Annotated in this window: 14 protein-coding genes; 10 read left to right on the top strand and 4 right to left on the bottom strand. The window is 63.5% G+C overall.

Translation table 11 applies throughout. From position 1 onward, the window contains the following. Window positions 1-88: 88 nt before the first annotated feature. The 4 genes from ABSY17_RS24565 to ABSY17_RS24550 all read left to right on the top strand — a co-directional run bounded on the left by ABSY17_RS24565 (window position 89) and on the right by ABSY17_RS24550 (window position 4,043). Window positions 89-1,036: an ABC transporter substrate-binding protein gene (locus ABSY17_RS24565; RefSeq protein ID WP_378946728.1), complete on the top strand. Its 948-nt coding sequence runs from the start codon at window positions 89-91 to the stop codon at window positions 1,034-1,036. Window positions 1,037-1,101: 65 nt separating this feature from the next. Beyond that, on the top strand, window positions 1,102-1,956 hold the full coding sequence (locus ABSY17_RS24560; protein WP_378946725.1) for a fumarylacetoacetate hydrolase family protein: 855 nt from the start codon (window positions 1,102-1,104) through the stop codon (window positions 1,954-1,956). 21 nt (window positions 1,957-1,977) lie between these two features. Continuing rightward, window positions 1,978-3,255: an L-fuconate dehydratase gene (locus tag ABSY17_RS24555; protein WP_378946722.1), complete on the top strand. Its 1,278-nt coding sequence runs from the start codon at window positions 1,978-1,980 to the stop codon at window positions 3,253-3,255. Window positions 3,256-3,266: 11 nt separating this feature from the next. After that, window positions 3,267-4,043 carry an SDR family oxidoreductase gene (locus ABSY17_RS24550; RefSeq protein ID WP_378946720.1) on the top strand — a complete coding sequence of 259 codons (777 nt, stop codon included), beginning with the start codon at window positions 3,267-3,269 and terminating at the stop codon, window positions 4,041-4,043. Between the two features lie 9 nt (window positions 4,044-4,052). Here the strand turns inward: ABSY17_RS24550 and cls are convergent, their stop codons facing one another. Beyond that, on the bottom strand, window positions 4,053-5,510 hold the full coding sequence (gene cls / locus ABSY17_RS24545; protein WP_378946717.1) for a cardiolipin synthase: 1,458 nt from the start codon (window positions 5,508-5,510) through the stop codon (window positions 4,053-4,055). A gap of 178 nt (window positions 5,511-5,688) precedes the next feature. Between cls and ABSY17_RS24540 the strand changes: the two genes are divergently transcribed. From ABSY17_RS24540 to ABSY17_RS24520, 5 genes are all read left to right on the top strand, one after another. Then, entirely contained in the window at window positions 5,689-5,997 is a 309-nt protein-coding gene (locus tag ABSY17_RS24540) for a PqqD family protein (RefSeq protein ID WP_378946714.1), read from the top strand. Further along, the gene (locus ABSY17_RS24535) at window positions 5,994-6,461 is read left to right on the top strand and encodes a lasso peptide biosynthesis B2 protein (RefSeq protein ID WP_378946711.1); all 468 of its coding nucleotides are present in this window, start codon (window positions 5,994-5,996) and stop codon (window positions 6,459-6,461) included. Before ABSY17_RS24540 ends, ABSY17_RS24535 begins: the two co-directional genes overlap by 4 nt. Next, on the top strand, window positions 6,454-7,470 hold the full coding sequence (locus ABSY17_RS24530; protein WP_378946708.1) for a hypothetical protein: 1,017 nt from the start codon (window positions 6,454-6,456) through the stop codon (window positions 7,468-7,470). Before ABSY17_RS24535 ends, ABSY17_RS24530 begins: the two co-directional genes overlap by 8 nt. Further along, window positions 7,467-8,507: a nucleotidyltransferase family protein gene (locus tag ABSY17_RS24525; RefSeq protein ID WP_378946705.1), complete on the top strand. Its 1,041-nt coding sequence runs from the start codon at window positions 7,467-7,469 to the stop codon at window positions 8,505-8,507. Before ABSY17_RS24530 ends, ABSY17_RS24525 begins: the two co-directional genes overlap by 4 nt. A 1,512-nt stretch (window positions 8,508-10,019) precedes the next feature. Beyond that, entirely contained in the window at window positions 10,020-10,181 is a 162-nt protein-coding gene (locus ABSY17_RS24520) for a hypothetical protein (protein ID WP_378946703.1), read from the top strand. A gap of 927 nt (window positions 10,182-11,108) precedes the next feature. Here ABSY17_RS24520 and ABSY17_RS24515 read toward each other — a convergent pair. From ABSY17_RS24515 to ABSY17_RS24505, 3 genes are read right to left on the bottom strand one after another with little or no spacing between them, the layout of a single operon-like run. Continuing rightward, window positions 11,109-11,354 (bottom strand): acyl carrier protein, encoded by a 246-nt coding sequence (locus tag ABSY17_RS24515; RefSeq protein ID WP_378946700.1) that lies wholly within the window; start codon window positions 11,352-11,354, stop codon window positions 11,109-11,111. Continuing rightward, entirely contained in the window at window positions 11,351-11,953 is a 603-nt protein-coding gene (locus ABSY17_RS24510) for a GNAT family N-acetyltransferase (protein WP_378946698.1), read from the bottom strand. The genes ABSY17_RS24515 and ABSY17_RS24510 overlap by 4 nt, the downstream gene beginning before the upstream one ends. Then, entirely contained in the window at window positions 11,950-13,401 is a 1,452-nt protein-coding gene (locus tag ABSY17_RS24505) for a class I adenylate-forming enzyme family protein (RefSeq protein WP_378946695.1), read from the bottom strand. The genes ABSY17_RS24510 and ABSY17_RS24505 overlap by 4 nt, the downstream gene beginning before the upstream one ends. Window positions 13,402-13,563: 162 nt before the next feature. Between ABSY17_RS24505 and ABSY17_RS24500 the strand changes: the two genes are divergently transcribed. Further along, the gene (locus ABSY17_RS24500; protein ID WP_378946692.1) at window positions 13,564-13,899 is read left to right on the top strand and encodes a hypothetical protein; all 336 of its coding nucleotides are present in this window, start codon (window positions 13,564-13,566) and stop codon (window positions 13,897-13,899) included. Window positions 13,900-13,910 lie beyond the last annotated feature (11 nt).

The following is a 13,910-nucleotide window of genomic DNA, read 5'->3' as shown; positions in this document are numbered from 1 at the left end:
CCTCGCGCAGCCCATCGGCTGCGCCAACACCAAGAAGAGCGAAAGCGCTCCAGGGAAATTCGATCCAAAACGGAAAAACGGAGGAACCATGTTTACCAGACGCACTGTTCTCGGCGCGCTCAGCGCCATGACGATCCTCGGCTATGGCTCGACCATAGCGATGGCCCAGGACAAGATGTACATCCCGCTGATCTCCAAGGGCTTCCAGCACCAGTTCTGGCAGGCCGTGAAGGCGGGCGCAGACAAGGCCGCCGCCGATCTCGGCGTCACCGTCACCTTCGAGGGCCCGGATTCGGAATCGCAGGTCGATCGCCAGATCGACATGCTGGCCGCCGCCCTCGCCAAGAAGCCGGCAGCGATCGGTTTTGCCGCGCTCGACAGCCAGGCGGCGATCCCGCTGCTGCAGCAGGCCAAGGACGCCAAGATCCCGGTCGTCGCCTTCGACTCCGGCGTCGACAGCGATATCCCGGTGGCCACCGCCTCGACCAACAACATCGCTGCCGCAGCCCTTGCCGCCGACAAGATGGCCGAACTGATCGGCAACGAAGGCAAGGTCGCACTGGTGGTGCACGACCAGACCAGCCGCACCGGCATCGACCGCCGCGATGGCTTCGTCAACCGCATGAAGGAAGCCCATCCCAAGGTCGAGATCGTCGCCATCGAATATGGCGAGGGCGACCACCTCAAGTCGACCGAGATCACCAAGGCGATCCTGCAGGCCAACCCTGACCTCAAGGGCATGTTCGGCGCCAATGAGGGCTCGGCCATCGGCGTCGCCAACGGCGCCAAGGAGCTCGGCCGCCAGTTGGTGATCATCGGCTACGACTCGGGCGCCCAGCAGAAGCAGGCGATCCGCGACGGCCAGATGGCCGGCGCCATCACCCAGAACCCCGTCGGCATCGGCTACAAGACCGTCGAGGCAGCGGTGAAGGCGGCCAAGGGCGAGGCGGTCGAAAAGCACATCGACACTGGCTTCTACTACTACGACAAGTCCAATATCGATCAGCCGGAGATCGCAGCCGTCCTGTACGACTGACGCTGTCCGAAACCCACCGGAGGCGGTTCGCCGCCTCCGGTTTCTTCCAAGCAAGGTGACATCAGATGAAACTGCTCCGCTACGGCCCGAAGGGCAACGAAAAGCCCGGCATCCTCGACAAGGACGGCCGCGTCCGCGACCTCTCCGGCCACGTCGACGACATCGCCGGCAACGTGCTCCTGCCCGAAGGCCTCGCCCGCCTGCGCGGCATCGATCCCGACACGCTGCCGCTCGTTGCCGGCACACCGCAGCAGGACCTGCGCCTCGGCGCCTGCGTCGGCCGCATCGGCAAGTTCGTCTGCATCGGCCTCAACTATGCCGACCACGCCGCAGAGACGGGTGCGGCCATCCCGTCCGAACCCATCGTCTTCAACAAGTGGACCTCCGCCATCGTCGGCCCCGACGACGACGTCGAGATTCCCAGAGGCTCGGTCAAGACCGACTGGGAAGTCGAGCTCGGCGTGGTCATTGGCAAACCCGGCCGCTACATCGACGAGGCCGACGCCATGTCCCACGTCGCCGGCTATTGCGTCATCAACGACGTCTCCGAGCGCGAATTCCAGATCGAGCGCGGCGGCACCTGGGACAAGGGCAAGGGCTGCGATACGTTTGGCCCGACCGGCCCGTGGATGGTCACCGCCGACGAGATCGCCGATCCGCAGAACCTCGCGCTCTGGCTCGACGTCGACGGCAAGCGTTTCCAGGACGGCTCGACGAAGACCATGATCTTCTCCGTCCAGCAGGTCGTCGCCTATCTCAGCCGCTTCATGAGCCTGCAGGCCGGCGACGTCATCTCCACCGGCACGCCGCCCGGCGTCGGCCTCGGCCAGAAACCACCCGTCTATCTCAAGGCCGGCCAGACGATGACCCTCGGCATCGAAGGCCTCGGCACCCAGAGGCAGCGCGTCGTCGCCGCCTGAACCCCTTAGGGATTCCCGACCATGACCAGCATCATCGACATGCGGGTGCTCGACCTGCGCTTCCCGACCTCTCGGCATCTCGACGGTTCCGACGCGATGAACCCGGACCCCGACTATTCGGCGGCCTATGTCATCCTCAAGACCGACACGCCAGGCATCGAAGGTCACGGCCTGACCTTCACCATCGGCCGCGGCAACGAGATCTGCTGTGCGGCGATCGAGGCGATGCGGCACCTGGTCGTGGGGCTGGACATGGACAAGGTTGCAGCCGACATGGGCGCCTTCTGGCGCCATGTCACGTCAGACAGCCAGCTGCGCTGGATCGGGCCCGACAAGGGCGCGATCCATCTGGCGACAGGTGCCGTGGTCAACGCCGTCTGGGACATCTGGGCCAAGTTGGCGGGCAAGCCGGTGTGGAAGTTGGTCGCCGACATGTCGCCCGAGGAACTCGTGCGCTGCATCGACTTCCGCTACATCACCGACTGCGTCACGCCGGACGAAGCGCTCGCCATGCTGCGCGAGAAGGCGCCGGGCAAGGCCGAGCGGATCGCCATCCTCGAGCGCGAGGGCTACCCCTGCTACACCACCTCGGCCGGCTGGCTCGGCTACGACGACGAAAAACTGCGCCGGCTGTGCCGCGAGGCGGTCGAGGCCGGCTTCAACCACGTCAAGATGAAGGTCGGCCGCGACAAGGCCGATGACATCAGGCGCCTGCGCATCGCCCGCGAGGTGCTCGGGCCCGAGCGCCAGCTGATGATCGACGCCAACCAGGTCTGGGAGGTCGACCAGGCCATCGACTGGGTGCGCGACCTCGCCTTCGCCAAACCCTGGTTCATCGAAGAGCCGACCAGCCCCGACGACGTCGAAGGCCACCGCAAGATCCGCGAGGGCGTTGCCCCGGTCCAGGTCGCCACCGGCGAGATGTGCCAGAACCGCATCATGTTCAAGCAGTTCATCATGCGCGGCGCCATCGACGTGGTGCAGATCGACGCCTGCCGCCTCGGCGGCGTCAACGAGATTTTGGCCGTGCTGCTGATGGCGGCGAAATACAACCTTCTGGTCTGCCCGCATGCCGGCGGCGTCGGCCTGTGTGAATATGTGCAGCACCTGGCGATGATCGACTATGTCTGCATTGCCGGCACCCGCGAGGGCCGCGTCGTCGAGTATGTCGACCATTTGCACGAGCACTTCAAGGAGCCCTGCGTTGTCAGCAACGCCGCCTACATGCCCCCCAGCGCGCCCGGTTTTTCCATCGAGATGAAGCCGGCGACGCTGGAAGATTTTCGGTTCAGGGGCTGACGGAGGCTGCGATGGAACTAGGCCTCAGGGACAAAGTAGTCATCGTCACCGGCGGCGGCGCGGGCATCGGCGGCGCGGTCACGCTCGGCCTTGCCGCCGAGGGCGCGATCCCCGTCGTCTTCGGCCGCAGTCCGCTGGCCGACGATTTCGCGGCGGAGCTCAAGGCTGCGTCCCCGCGTGCAAAGTTCATCCAGGTCGAGCTGATGCACGACCCGGAAATCGAGGCGGCGGTCGCCGAGGTGGCAAAAATCTTCGGCCGCATCGACGGGCTGGTCAACAATGCCGGCATCAATGACGGCGTCGGCCTCGACGCCGGCCCGGATGCCTTCCGCGGATCGCTCGAGCGCAACCTGATTCACTATTACACGACAGCGCATCACTGCCTGCCGTGGCTGAAAGCCTCGCGCGGGTCGATCGTCAACGTCTCGTCCAAGACGGCGCTGACTGGCCAGGGCAACACCAGCGGCTACACCGCCGCCAAGGGCGCGCAACTGTCCTTGACGCGCGAATGGGCGGCGGCGTTGCGCGACGACGGCATCCGCGTCAACGCGGTCATTCCCGCCGAGGTGATGACGCCGCTCTACGAGAAATGGCTGAAGACCTTCGACGACCCCGCGGCACGGCTCCAAGAGATCGCCCGTCGCATCCCGCTCGGACAGCGCATGACGACATCGGAGGAGATCGCCGATACGGTGATCTTCCTGCTCTCCGACAAGGCGAGCCACACCACCGGCCAATGGCTGTTCGTCGATGGCGGCTATACCCATCTCGACCGCGCCCTAGACTGACTTAGCCGGCTATAAAACCGGCCCCAGCATCGCGATCGCATTGTTCCAGAGTTGGTGCGGTTTGCTCCATCTGGCCACCATTCGGTCGTCGATGGGCATGGAAGCGTCGATGTAGCTCTGCTGGCGGGCGCGCATTTCGGCGGTCAGCGCCGGGTCATGGAAAAGAATGTTGTTTTCGAAATTGAGTTCGAAACTGCGCCGGTCCAGATTGGCCGAGCCGATCAGCGTCACCTCGCCATCGACCGTCATCGTCTTGGCGTGAAGCAGGCCGCCGGCATATTCGTGTATCGCGACGCCCGCATCGAGCAACTCTCGATAGTAACTGCGACTGGCGGCGGCAACGATCCATGAATCGTTGCGCTGCGGGAAAATGATCGACGTCGCGATGCCGCGGTGGGCGCAGGCGCACAACGCCGCCTGGATCGGCTCGTCAGGCACGTAGTAGGGCGTCGAAATGACCAGCTCGCGCCGGGCGGCGTTCATCAGGGATATGAACATCTCGGGCATCGCCGAATAGCGCGCGGCGGCCCCGGTGCCGATGACCTGGGCGGTGAAGCCGGGTTCCGCCTGCGGCATCGGCTCGCGCATCAGCGGACTGAGGTCCTCCTTGACATGGGCCATCCAGTCGCTGGCAAACAGATGCTGGTTCTGTAGTACGATCGGGCCTTCGAAGCGCATCATGACGTCGACCCAGGGTGCATATCTGGCCTTGATGGTGAAGGCCGGGTCGGCGCAATTCTGGCTGCCGCAGTAGGTGATCTTGTTGTCGATGACGACGATTTTGCGATGGTTGCGCATGTCGACGCGCCCCTTGAACGGCCGCAACAGGGCAATTCCCACCGGCAGGGCACGCGCCGTCAGGACCTTGGCCGAAGCCATCTCCGACCAGTGCGGCGAACGGATCAGCCGGCGTGAACCGATGTCGTCGACCATCACCCGGCACGTCACGCCGCGCCTGGCCGCACGCTTGACCGCCTCGACCATCTTGAGCCCGTTATTGTCGGGCAGCCAGATGTAGAACAGCAGGTGCACGTGATCGGTGGCGGCGTCGATGTCGGCTATGATGGCGTCGATCGTCGTGTCGGAATCGCGCATGAGTTGCGCCCGGTTTGCGCCGACAGGGGGATAGTTGCTGATCGATTCACCTACCCGGTACAGCAGCGCGTAGCGCTCGGGCACGCGCGGCTGGCCCTCCCCGTCCATATCCGCCGCGTTGATCTCGGTGAGCGATGGCAAGCGTCGGAGCGCATCGCGCAGCCTGGCGATGCGGCGACGGCCGACATTGGTGTCGCCGAACAATATGTAGGCAACTACGCCCACGACAGGCGCCACCACGATCACCACCACCCAGGCGAGGCGCGATGCCGGCTCGCGGTGCGGGCGCAGCAGCGCACGGACGCAATAGACAATCTGCAGTGCAATGGGCACGACAACCAAGGCCCAGCCGAAATAGGCGGATGCGCTCATGCTACGGTCACCCCTGCAGGCCACGACCAGACGATAACAGAAAATCCCTGATGGGAGCGACCGGCCATTTGGGCATCCTCGGATCGCCAGCGGCCATCTTGCGCAAAACGGCTGTATGCGGCATGGTTTGCAACCATGCATTGAACTCTTGCGACGGGATGACGCAAAGGAGCCGCAAATGCCAACCCCCACAGCCTTGCTCGCCGTATCGCCCGCCACACGGCTGGCTTTGCCGTCACATGTCTCGTTGCAATCGCTCGGCGAGGAAGACGGAGGCGTGCTGCTCAGAATCGATACCGGAGAGATGTACACCGTCAACGACACCACGCTGAGCTTCCTGCAGGAACTCGACGGCGAACGCAGTGTCGCCGACATTGCCGGGCGGATGGTTCACGTTTTCGACGTGGAACCGGAAATTGTGCTGGCTGACCTGATCGAGGTCGCCAACGGCCTAGCCGCCGAGTCCCTGGTTGTCGTCGCCCCATGATGCCGTTTCCCTCCGCACGGTTGCCATTCCGATGGAACCTGTGGATCGCCGCCAGGCTCATGCCGGCATTCACGAAGAAGCGGCCGTTGACGGAAATTCTTCAGCGCGCCACGCCCGATCCCGGGATGCGCGCCTATGGCGACATGCCGCCCGGCGAGGTGGTTGCCGCGGTGAAGGCCGTCGTCGCACGACCCTGGCGGATGCGCGGGCGGCGCTGTCTGCGCGAGGGACTTTTGGCGTTTCACTATCTCGCCCTGAGCGGCCACAGGCCCGTCCTGCATTTCGCCATTGTGCCGAAAACTGCGCTCACGACCCGGCCGCGCGCCCATTGCTGGGTCAGCCTTGAAGGGCAGACGGTCATGAACCCGCCGCAAGAACCCATGCTCGATCTTTTCTCCTATGACGGGCGCACCGCCGCACCCGCGCAACAAACGGTACAACTGGCGAGCCTCGTTCATGACTGAAGCAGCCATCCTGCTGGATTTCGCCGGCTCGCGGTTCAAGGTGACCGCGGATGACGGATCCTGGATCGATAGGCTGCGCCAGGCCTTTTTGGGCTTTGTCCGTGACGATGCGGGCACGTCACCCGATTTCGAGTTGACGATCCGGGAAACCGACACCCCGGCCTGGACCGGCGGATGGCCGCTCACCTGGGAGGGCCAACTACCCGACGGACATATGGGACGGGTGTTCGAGTCCGACGGATCGGCCGTGCTCGAGGTCGACGGCGGCGGCGTCCTCGTCATCGACCATATCGGACGCAAGGCCCTCGCCGAGTTCCGGCCGGGGAGCCATTCGCATTTCTTCGGCTCCGCCGTCATGCTCGTCACCGATGCAGCGCTCATGGCCACAGGCCGGCATTTGGTTCACGCCGCCTGCTTGATCGACAAGCGGTCGGGGCGGGCGGCGCTTGTCTGCGTTCCATCGGGAGGCGGCAAGACGACGACGGCGTTGGCGCTAGCCCATGATGGATTCTCGCTGCTGACCGACGACGCCAGCGGTCTGATCCCCGATGCCGCCGGCCCTCGTGTCTGGGGATTTCCGCGCCCCCTCAAGGTACATCGCAGGACCGCCGAACTGCTGCCCTGGCTCGGGAAATTGCCGGATCGCTGGGACAAGAATGGGGAGCAAGGATTGTCACTCGACAGTCTTGCTGATCGCATCGACGTGGCGGCTTGGCGAGAGCCGGTAGAGCTGGCGGCCATCTTCCAGCTTGGGCCGCGCTCGACAGGCGACCATAGCATCTCGCCGCTGCCGAAGTCGGAGATGCTGTTCGCCATCGCCCATGACAACGTCGCCTGGCGCGCTGCCGGCATGGTCCCGCGGGCAATCGGGCGGTTCAGTGCTTTCGCCCAGACGGTCGCCCAGGTCCCGACCTTCGTCATTTCAGCCGGCACTGAGCTTGCGACATTGCCGGCGCTCGTTGCCGCGGCGATGAACCGCTCTACGCATCCCCAGAGGGATTTGCCATGACAAGCAAGCTCGAAGCGTGGCTGGCGAGGCTGTCCGATCCGAGCGGACCCAATCCGCTGTGGTCGCCGGCACCTTTTGCGGATGCCGAACTGGCGCTGTTGCCCAAAATCCTCGACGCCGCGGGGCGCCACAACATCCGCCCCAGCCTGGTCCGCAACCTTGGCCTGCAGTTGCGTGCGACCCCGGAAGCCTTCGTGTCCGGAGAGCCCGCACGCACCCGCACCGCAACCGATGCGCTGATGGCCCGCGCCAACGATCTGCGGCTTCAGGATGTGGCGCGCGCCGTCTTGCTCTCCAATGCCGCGCGCGAAATCCTGTCCGATGTCGCAGAATCCGCGCTGCCCGCCGTCCTGATAAAGGGCGTCGACCTCGCCGAAAACGCCTATGGCGGCCTTCACGCCCGCACGTTCTCCGACATCGACTTGCTGGTCAGACCGCAGGCGGAGGAGGCACTGGGCCAGATTCTGGCGAGCCGCGGCTTCACCGCCCATATGCCCGACAAGAAGCGTCTTGAACACACCGAACGGCAATGGACGCGTCCCGACGCCCATGGTGGGGTCATTCTGGTCGAGGTTCACACCGACCTTGTCCATGCACCGGAACTTCGCGCACGGCAGACCCTGACCTACGACCTTTACGCGGCCCCCGAAGCAGGGGGAACAACGCCCGCCGCCAAGCTAGTCCTGTGCGCTCTTCATGGCGCGACCTCGCATCTCTTCGGCCGGCTGCAATATGTCGTCGATGGCCTGATGGTGGCGCGCAGCGGCGTCGATCCCGACGAACTCCGCGGGCGCACCTTGAGGTCCGGCGCCCTGCTGCCGGTCGCCACGATGCTACGCCTCGCCCACAGGCTCTATGGCTGCGAGGCAAGCCGGGCGCTTCTCGGCGCGCTCGGACCGATCCCCTGGGCGGACGTGGAACGAAGGCTGATCACGCCCGCCATGGTTCTGTCGGCCAAGAGCAGCCACAGATGGCGGCTTCTGCCGCAACGCTACATGTATCGGCGGCTGTTGCGCATGACTGGAAAGCCTGCGTAAGGCGCTGTAGCGCGCACTGTTCATCGCGGGAGCCGTTCCCCAAGCCGCTGCAATGCGCGGCAGGCAATCAACCGACTGCGGCTGTCGATGCCCGCTTGATGGGCGTATCTCTATATGCGCAGCAAAGACCGCGCGCGCTCATGACAATATGCGGCAGACGCGTCTCGCTAGCGCCGAGGCTGCGCCTCAACCTTGACGCGCCATCGATATTCTCTGTAAGGTTGCATGGCGCTGACACGCGCACCCTATGGTTTAAGTTGTGTATCCTGTCAGGAGAGTCCGCATGAAACGCGCCTACATTAAACCAGTCCTGGTCAAATCGCTGCTCAAGCTGCAGGCTGTGACCGCCGGTACGATCAGCGGTCCAGGAGAGCCGACGCTGCCAGAATAACAGCAGGCCCAGCCGCCCATCTGCTCGCCGCGTCTCACAGGACTGCGGCGGGTTTGGCCTGCGTCTGAGAAGCGCGGCCCTCGCAGCGGCGAGAGCAACGCCCGCCGTCAAGGTCGTCTTGTGCGCTCTTCAAGGCGCAACCTCGCGCCTCTTCGGCCGGCTGCAATATGTCGTCGATGGTCTGATGGTGGCGCGCAGCGGGTCGATCCCAACGAGCTACGCCAGCGCACCTTGAGGTCCGGCGCCCTGTTACCGGTCGCCACGATGCTGCGCCCTTGCCCACAGGCACTATGGCTGCGAGCCAAGCCGGACGCTTTTCGGCGGACTCGGGCCGGCCCCCTGGGCGGAAGTGGAACAAAGATTGATCACGCCGCCATGGTTCTGTCGGCCAAGAGCAGCCACAGATGGCGGCGGCTGCCGCAACGCTAGATGTATCGACGGCTGTCGCGGATAACTGGAAAGCCGGCGTGAGGCGCTACCGCACGCTGTTGAAGGCGGGGGCCGTTCCTGAGGCCACTGCAATGCGCGGCAGACGGTCAACCGGCCGCGGCTGTCGACAACCACTTCATGGCGCGCTTGTCCTTGGCCCTGCAAAAGCCGCAAGCGCTCTCACGGCAAAAGCCTACAATCGCCGCACGCGAAGGCCACGACAAGGTCACAACCTTGACGTTTCGTGTTTCCTCACTATAGGGTTGCCGCGCACTCACGGATACATCTTATGATTTAATCCGTATCTACTATCAGGAGAGCCCGCATGAAACGCGTCTATGTCAAACCGGTCTTGGTCAAGTCGCAAGTCACGCTGCAGGCCGTGACCGCCAGCGGTGGAAGCACCGGTCCCTTCCTTCCTTAATGGCAAGCCTGACCGGCCGTCGGCCCGCCGCATCTCATGGGACAGCGGCGGGTTTGGCTTGCGCCCGAGAGGTGCGGCCTTCAACGTGTATCAAGCTCCGTTTCTGACACCTTAGCAGTCTCTGGCCTTCCCCAATTTGGTGAGACCTGTTGGCGCGAGTGCCGGCGCCACATCGCCGATCGAAAGCACTGTAGCTATGAATTCGTAGCTCGATTTCGCAATCGAGCATCCGGCCGGTTTCCGCTTCGATCGCCCAGCGAACCCGCATATGCGCAAGGCTGTCACACGCCGGAATTGTACCGACGCTGGCGTCGTGCAGCATGACCTCTGCTGGAAGTTCAAGCACCCAGCCACCAGAAAACTCGCCCTCGGCGTGATTGCGTCCGGTTTCGACACGGACGAGATGGTTGCCTCGCAGCTGATCGCGTAGCCTTAGGACTGCGGCGCGCTACCTTTCCTTGCCCTCGGCAAAAGCTGCGCGAGTTCTGGCGACAACTGCCCTGCCAACCGGCTTGCATGGCACGGTTTCCCATCCGCCTCAGGACGCGTGCGCCTCGACGCGCTGGCCACGATTGGGTGGCGTTGCGACCCAATCGGAAGCGGTCGCCCCTGCGGGGTTCTGGTCTTGCAATCTCAAGTTGGTCCGCCAACCGGATTGGCGCGCCTACGCGCCGGGCCTTGTGTTGACAGGAAACGCTCTGACACAGCTTGAAAAAGCAAGTGATGACGCTGCAGCGCTGCCCCCTTGACTACAAGCATCTCCTAATATTAGAGTTGCAAAATATTCATGGATATATCCTGTGGTTTAAGCTGTATCTTCAATGAGGAGAGAGCCGCATGAAACGCGTGTATATCAAGCCAGCCTTGGTCAAATCGCAGATCACGCTTCAGGCTGTGACTGCCAAGGGGAATACGACAGGCTTCAATAATCATAAATAGGCTTAGGTCTCGACTGGCGGAAGGCGATTTGTCATGAATTGCCTTCCGCTATGACTTTTTGTCAAATACGCGTCAGCAACGGTGGGAAGTATTTTGGCATTGAAGAAATATACGAAGCCGGAATATGCAAAATCTGCAGTTACCCTGCAGGCTGTGACGGCAATAGTTCCTACCACCGGCCCGAAGACATAACAGCAGGCCTTGACCCTTTCGCCCGCCGCATCTCATCGGACTGCGGTGGGTTTGGCGTGCGCCTGGATGGCGCGAGCATCAGCGCGCAAGGACTGGATTTGGTCTAGTGCAGACCCGAACCGAAGGTCCGCGTAGCGAAAATCAGAATGCGTCCTTTGCGCGTCCAATCGGACGCGCGGCGCTGTAGAACTCTCGCTTCCTGACAACATCTGAGTATCAGAACTCCCTACTTGTCCGGCGCCTTTCCCGCGAGAGCCCGCGCCACATCGCTGACCGAACTCAGCGTCGCAATCAGTTCGCTGTCGAGGAGATGTCCGGTCTCCGCTTCGATCGCCAACAGAATCCGCACATGTGTAACGCTGTCCCACGCCGGGATCGTGTCGACACTGCCGTCGAGCGGAACAGCCTCTAGCGGAAGTTCGAGCACCCCTGCCACCAAGGCACGGGCTGCGTCGAGATGTGTATCGCTCATGTACGATCCTCGCGCTGGTGTGATTTCTGTTTTCCGAGCCGATCGAACCATTCGGAACGCAGGAGTCCGAATCCGAGTTGATCGACGAGCGAACCATCCAATTGTACGAAGCTCTCGCGCAAAGCCGCTTCGCGCCTGAAGCCCAGCCGTTGATAGTTGTACAGCGATGCGAAGTTGCGGGCATTGACCCATCCGGTCGCTCGATGCACGCCAAGGCGCTCGAAGCAGTCCCCCAGAACCGCCTCGCGCACCTCGACGACGGCGCCCTTGCCCCGCCAGCCATGGTCCGCGATCAGCACACCGAAGGTTATGTTGCCTGTCGCCGGCTGATAGGTGACCATATGCAGCCCGATGGCTTCGGTGGCACCTTTCGGCCAGATGCCGTGGCCCATGCGATCCTTGCGCGCGAGTTTGCGCACATGGCGCCACCAGCGCCACATCGTCCAGCCGTCGGTCTTCCATGCCAGATCCACGAAGGCCTGGCGGTCGGTCGTCCAATGCAGGGTCCGTCGCGCAAAGGCGACAGGTTCGATGGGCCGCAGCACGAAGCGCTCGGTGGTGAGTTCGATTGCCTTGATGGATGTCGGATGGCTTGTCATGTCGGCTGTCCACTTCCCGCGGAAATGCAGGCGTCCCTGACGACGTCACGATTGAGCTTGCCGCGGTCGGTGCGCGGCAAGGCATCGAGGATGAAGAGGCGCGATGGCAGCGCCTCGCGGCGGATGCGCGTCTCGCACCAGGCACGGATTGCCCTTGTGTCGATGGCCGCATGAGGCTCCGTCACGACCGCGGCCGCGACAGTCTCGCCGCTGAGGGGATCGTGCAGTGCAAAGGCGCAGGCCTCGACGACACCAGGGTGACGCTCCAGCAGCGCATCGATCTCCTCCGCCGGTATCTTGATGCCGCCGCGATTGATCTCATGCTTGCTGCGGCCGACGAGACGCAGCACCCCGTCGCCATCGATCTCGCCCATATCCCCGGTGAGAAACCAGTCGCCCGACAGGCTCAGGTCGGTGAGGTCGGGGCGGTTGAGATAGCCTGCCATCAGGCTGGGCGAATTGACAGCCACCTCGCCACGGCCGAGCGCCGCGAAGCTGCCGTCATCAAGACGAACCCGAAATGCGCCGCCCCACGGCCGCCCGACGATACCGTCCGCAAGACCGCCTTCCTCGGCGCTGCGGCCGCCGATCCAGTTGGCCGTCTCGGTGATCCCATACATGTTGACCACGCGATTTGTTCCGCTCCAGGCCGCGATATCCGTCCACAGCGATGCCACCAACGGCGCCGAACCGACGTGCACGCGCCGCAATGTGCCGCGTTTCGGTGGCTGCGAAAGCTTGAGCGCGACACGCCACAGCGACGGCACCGAGCTCATGAAGGTTACGCCATACTCGTCGACGACATGGCCCAGCGCATGCAGCCCCGTTGGCCCCGGCTCCGGCCAGAGGACCAGCCGGGCGCCTGCTGCCAGCGCCGTCAGCGTATTGCCGATGAGCCCATGGCCAAAATGCATCGGCAAAACGGTGAGTGCGACGGCAAGGTCTTCGCGGCCGATATGCGCGATGTTGAGTGCAAGCCTCGCCTGCACCGCCCGATGCGTGAGCATCACGCCCTTGGGTCGGCTCGTGGTGCCTGATGTCATCATGACGAGCGCCAGGTCGTCGAGCCGCGCCACCGATCGGACGGGCACCGCAGCGTTCGTCACGAACTGCGCCGGCGCCAAGGTCGCCACACCGTCCGGTGCGGCATGACCGATCCACGCACGCGGCGCGGTCGTGTCGCGCACGATTGCGCGCTCCTCGGGCGTGATGCCATGCGAAACGACCACAGCTGCTGCGCCGCATGACCACACCGCCAGAAGATCGACAAGCAAGGCTGCACCATCGCCATGGGCGAGAACGACGAGGTCGCCAGGCCTTGCGTCCGCTTCGCCAAGCTCCCTGGCCCGGTCCCAGACTGCATTTTGCACGACCGTGCGATCGTAGCGGCGGCCGGAACGATGGTCGATCAGACATGCACCGGTGGCCAGATAAGAATCGATGGTCAACTATTGTCTCCCGACGAATTCCTGCAATGGACAGTGCTCGCATCACATTCGAACAAAGGAATGGGTGGCCTATGCCTCCATAGCGATTGCAATGTGGAGCCGGATAGCTGGTTTCCCCGGTTTCAAATGACGATGTCGCGCCTGGCGTGATGACTGAGTTCGATGATCCACATGCACGTGCATGAACATGACTTTGGAGACCGCCAGCGCGTCATTGTTGGCACAATTGAAGCGATGATGGAAGTATCCGCCGTTGCAATAGCCAATTCCCGCAACCCTGAAGGGAGGCGCCAATTAGTCCCGAAAAGGCAGCCGGCCGGACGCGGGCTTTCTTGCTCGGCCGCGAAGTCGCCGCTGGTCAATGCCGGCAGGTTGGTTTCACGCACCGGCCTCTCCATGCGGAATGGGAGTGGTGATGCCGGTGCGCAACGGCTTTCGTTCCATTTCGTTACATCTCGTTCCATCTCGTTCCTGTCGCAGACCTTCGCCGCCCGATAAATAGGCAGCCC

It is taken from the genome of Mesorhizobium sp. ANAO-SY3R2 (assembly GCF_042466635.1).
Lineage (GTDB): Bacteria > Pseudomonadota > Alphaproteobacteria > Rhizobiales > Rhizobiaceae > Aminobacter.
The sequence above is the reverse complement of the archived record's forward strand: the minus strand, read 5'-3'. Positions and strand labels throughout refer to the sequence as shown.

What these genes read in the sequence shown, in the direction of transcription:
- ABSY17_RS24565 (WP_378946728.1), top strand. Translation starts at nt 89, where the DNA reads ATGTTTACCAGACGCACTGTTCTCGGCGCGCTCAGCGCCATGACGATC.
- ABSY17_RS24560 (WP_378946725.1), top strand. Translation starts at nt 1,102, where the DNA reads ATGAAACTGCTCCGCTACGGCCCGAAGGGCAACGAAAAGCCCGGCATC.
- ABSY17_RS24555 (WP_378946722.1), top strand. Translation starts at nt 1,978, where the DNA reads ATGACCAGCATCATCGACATGCGGGTGCTCGACCTGCGCTTCCCGACC.
- ABSY17_RS24550 (WP_378946720.1), top strand. Translation starts at nt 3,267, where the DNA reads ATGGAACTAGGCCTCAGGGACAAAGTAGTCATCGTCACCGGCGGCGGC.
- cls (WP_378946717.1), bottom strand. Translation starts at nt 5,510, where the DNA reads ATGAGCGCATCCGCCTATTTCGGCTGGGCCTTGGTTGTCGTGCCCATT.
- ABSY17_RS24540 (WP_378946714.1), top strand. Translation starts at nt 5,689, where the DNA reads ATGCCAACCCCCACAGCCTTGCTCGCCGTATCGCCCGCCACACGGCTG.
- ABSY17_RS24535 (WP_378946711.1), top strand. Translation starts at nt 5,994, where the DNA reads ATGATGCCGTTTCCCTCCGCACGGTTGCCATTCCGATGGAACCTGTGG.
- ABSY17_RS24530 (WP_378946708.1), top strand. Translation starts at nt 6,454, where the DNA reads ATGACTGAAGCAGCCATCCTGCTGGATTTCGCCGGCTCGCGGTTCAAG.
- ABSY17_RS24525 (WP_378946705.1), top strand. Translation starts at nt 7,467, where the DNA reads ATGACAAGCAAGCTCGAAGCGTGGCTGGCGAGGCTGTCCGATCCGAGC.
- ABSY17_RS24520 (WP_378946703.1), top strand. Translation starts at nt 10,020, where the DNA reads ATGCGCAAGGCTGTCACACGCCGGAATTGTACCGACGCTGGCGTCGTG.
- ABSY17_RS24515 (WP_378946700.1), bottom strand. Translation starts at nt 11,354, where the DNA reads ATGAGCGATACACATCTCGACGCAGCCCGTGCCTTGGTGGCAGGGGTG.
- ABSY17_RS24510 (WP_378946698.1), bottom strand. Translation starts at nt 11,953, where the DNA reads ATGACAAGCCATCCGACATCCATCAAGGCAATCGAACTCACCACCGAG.
- ABSY17_RS24500 (WP_378946692.1), top strand. Translation starts at nt 13,564, where the DNA reads ATGATCCACATGCACGTGCATGAACATGACTTTGGAGACCGCCAGCGC.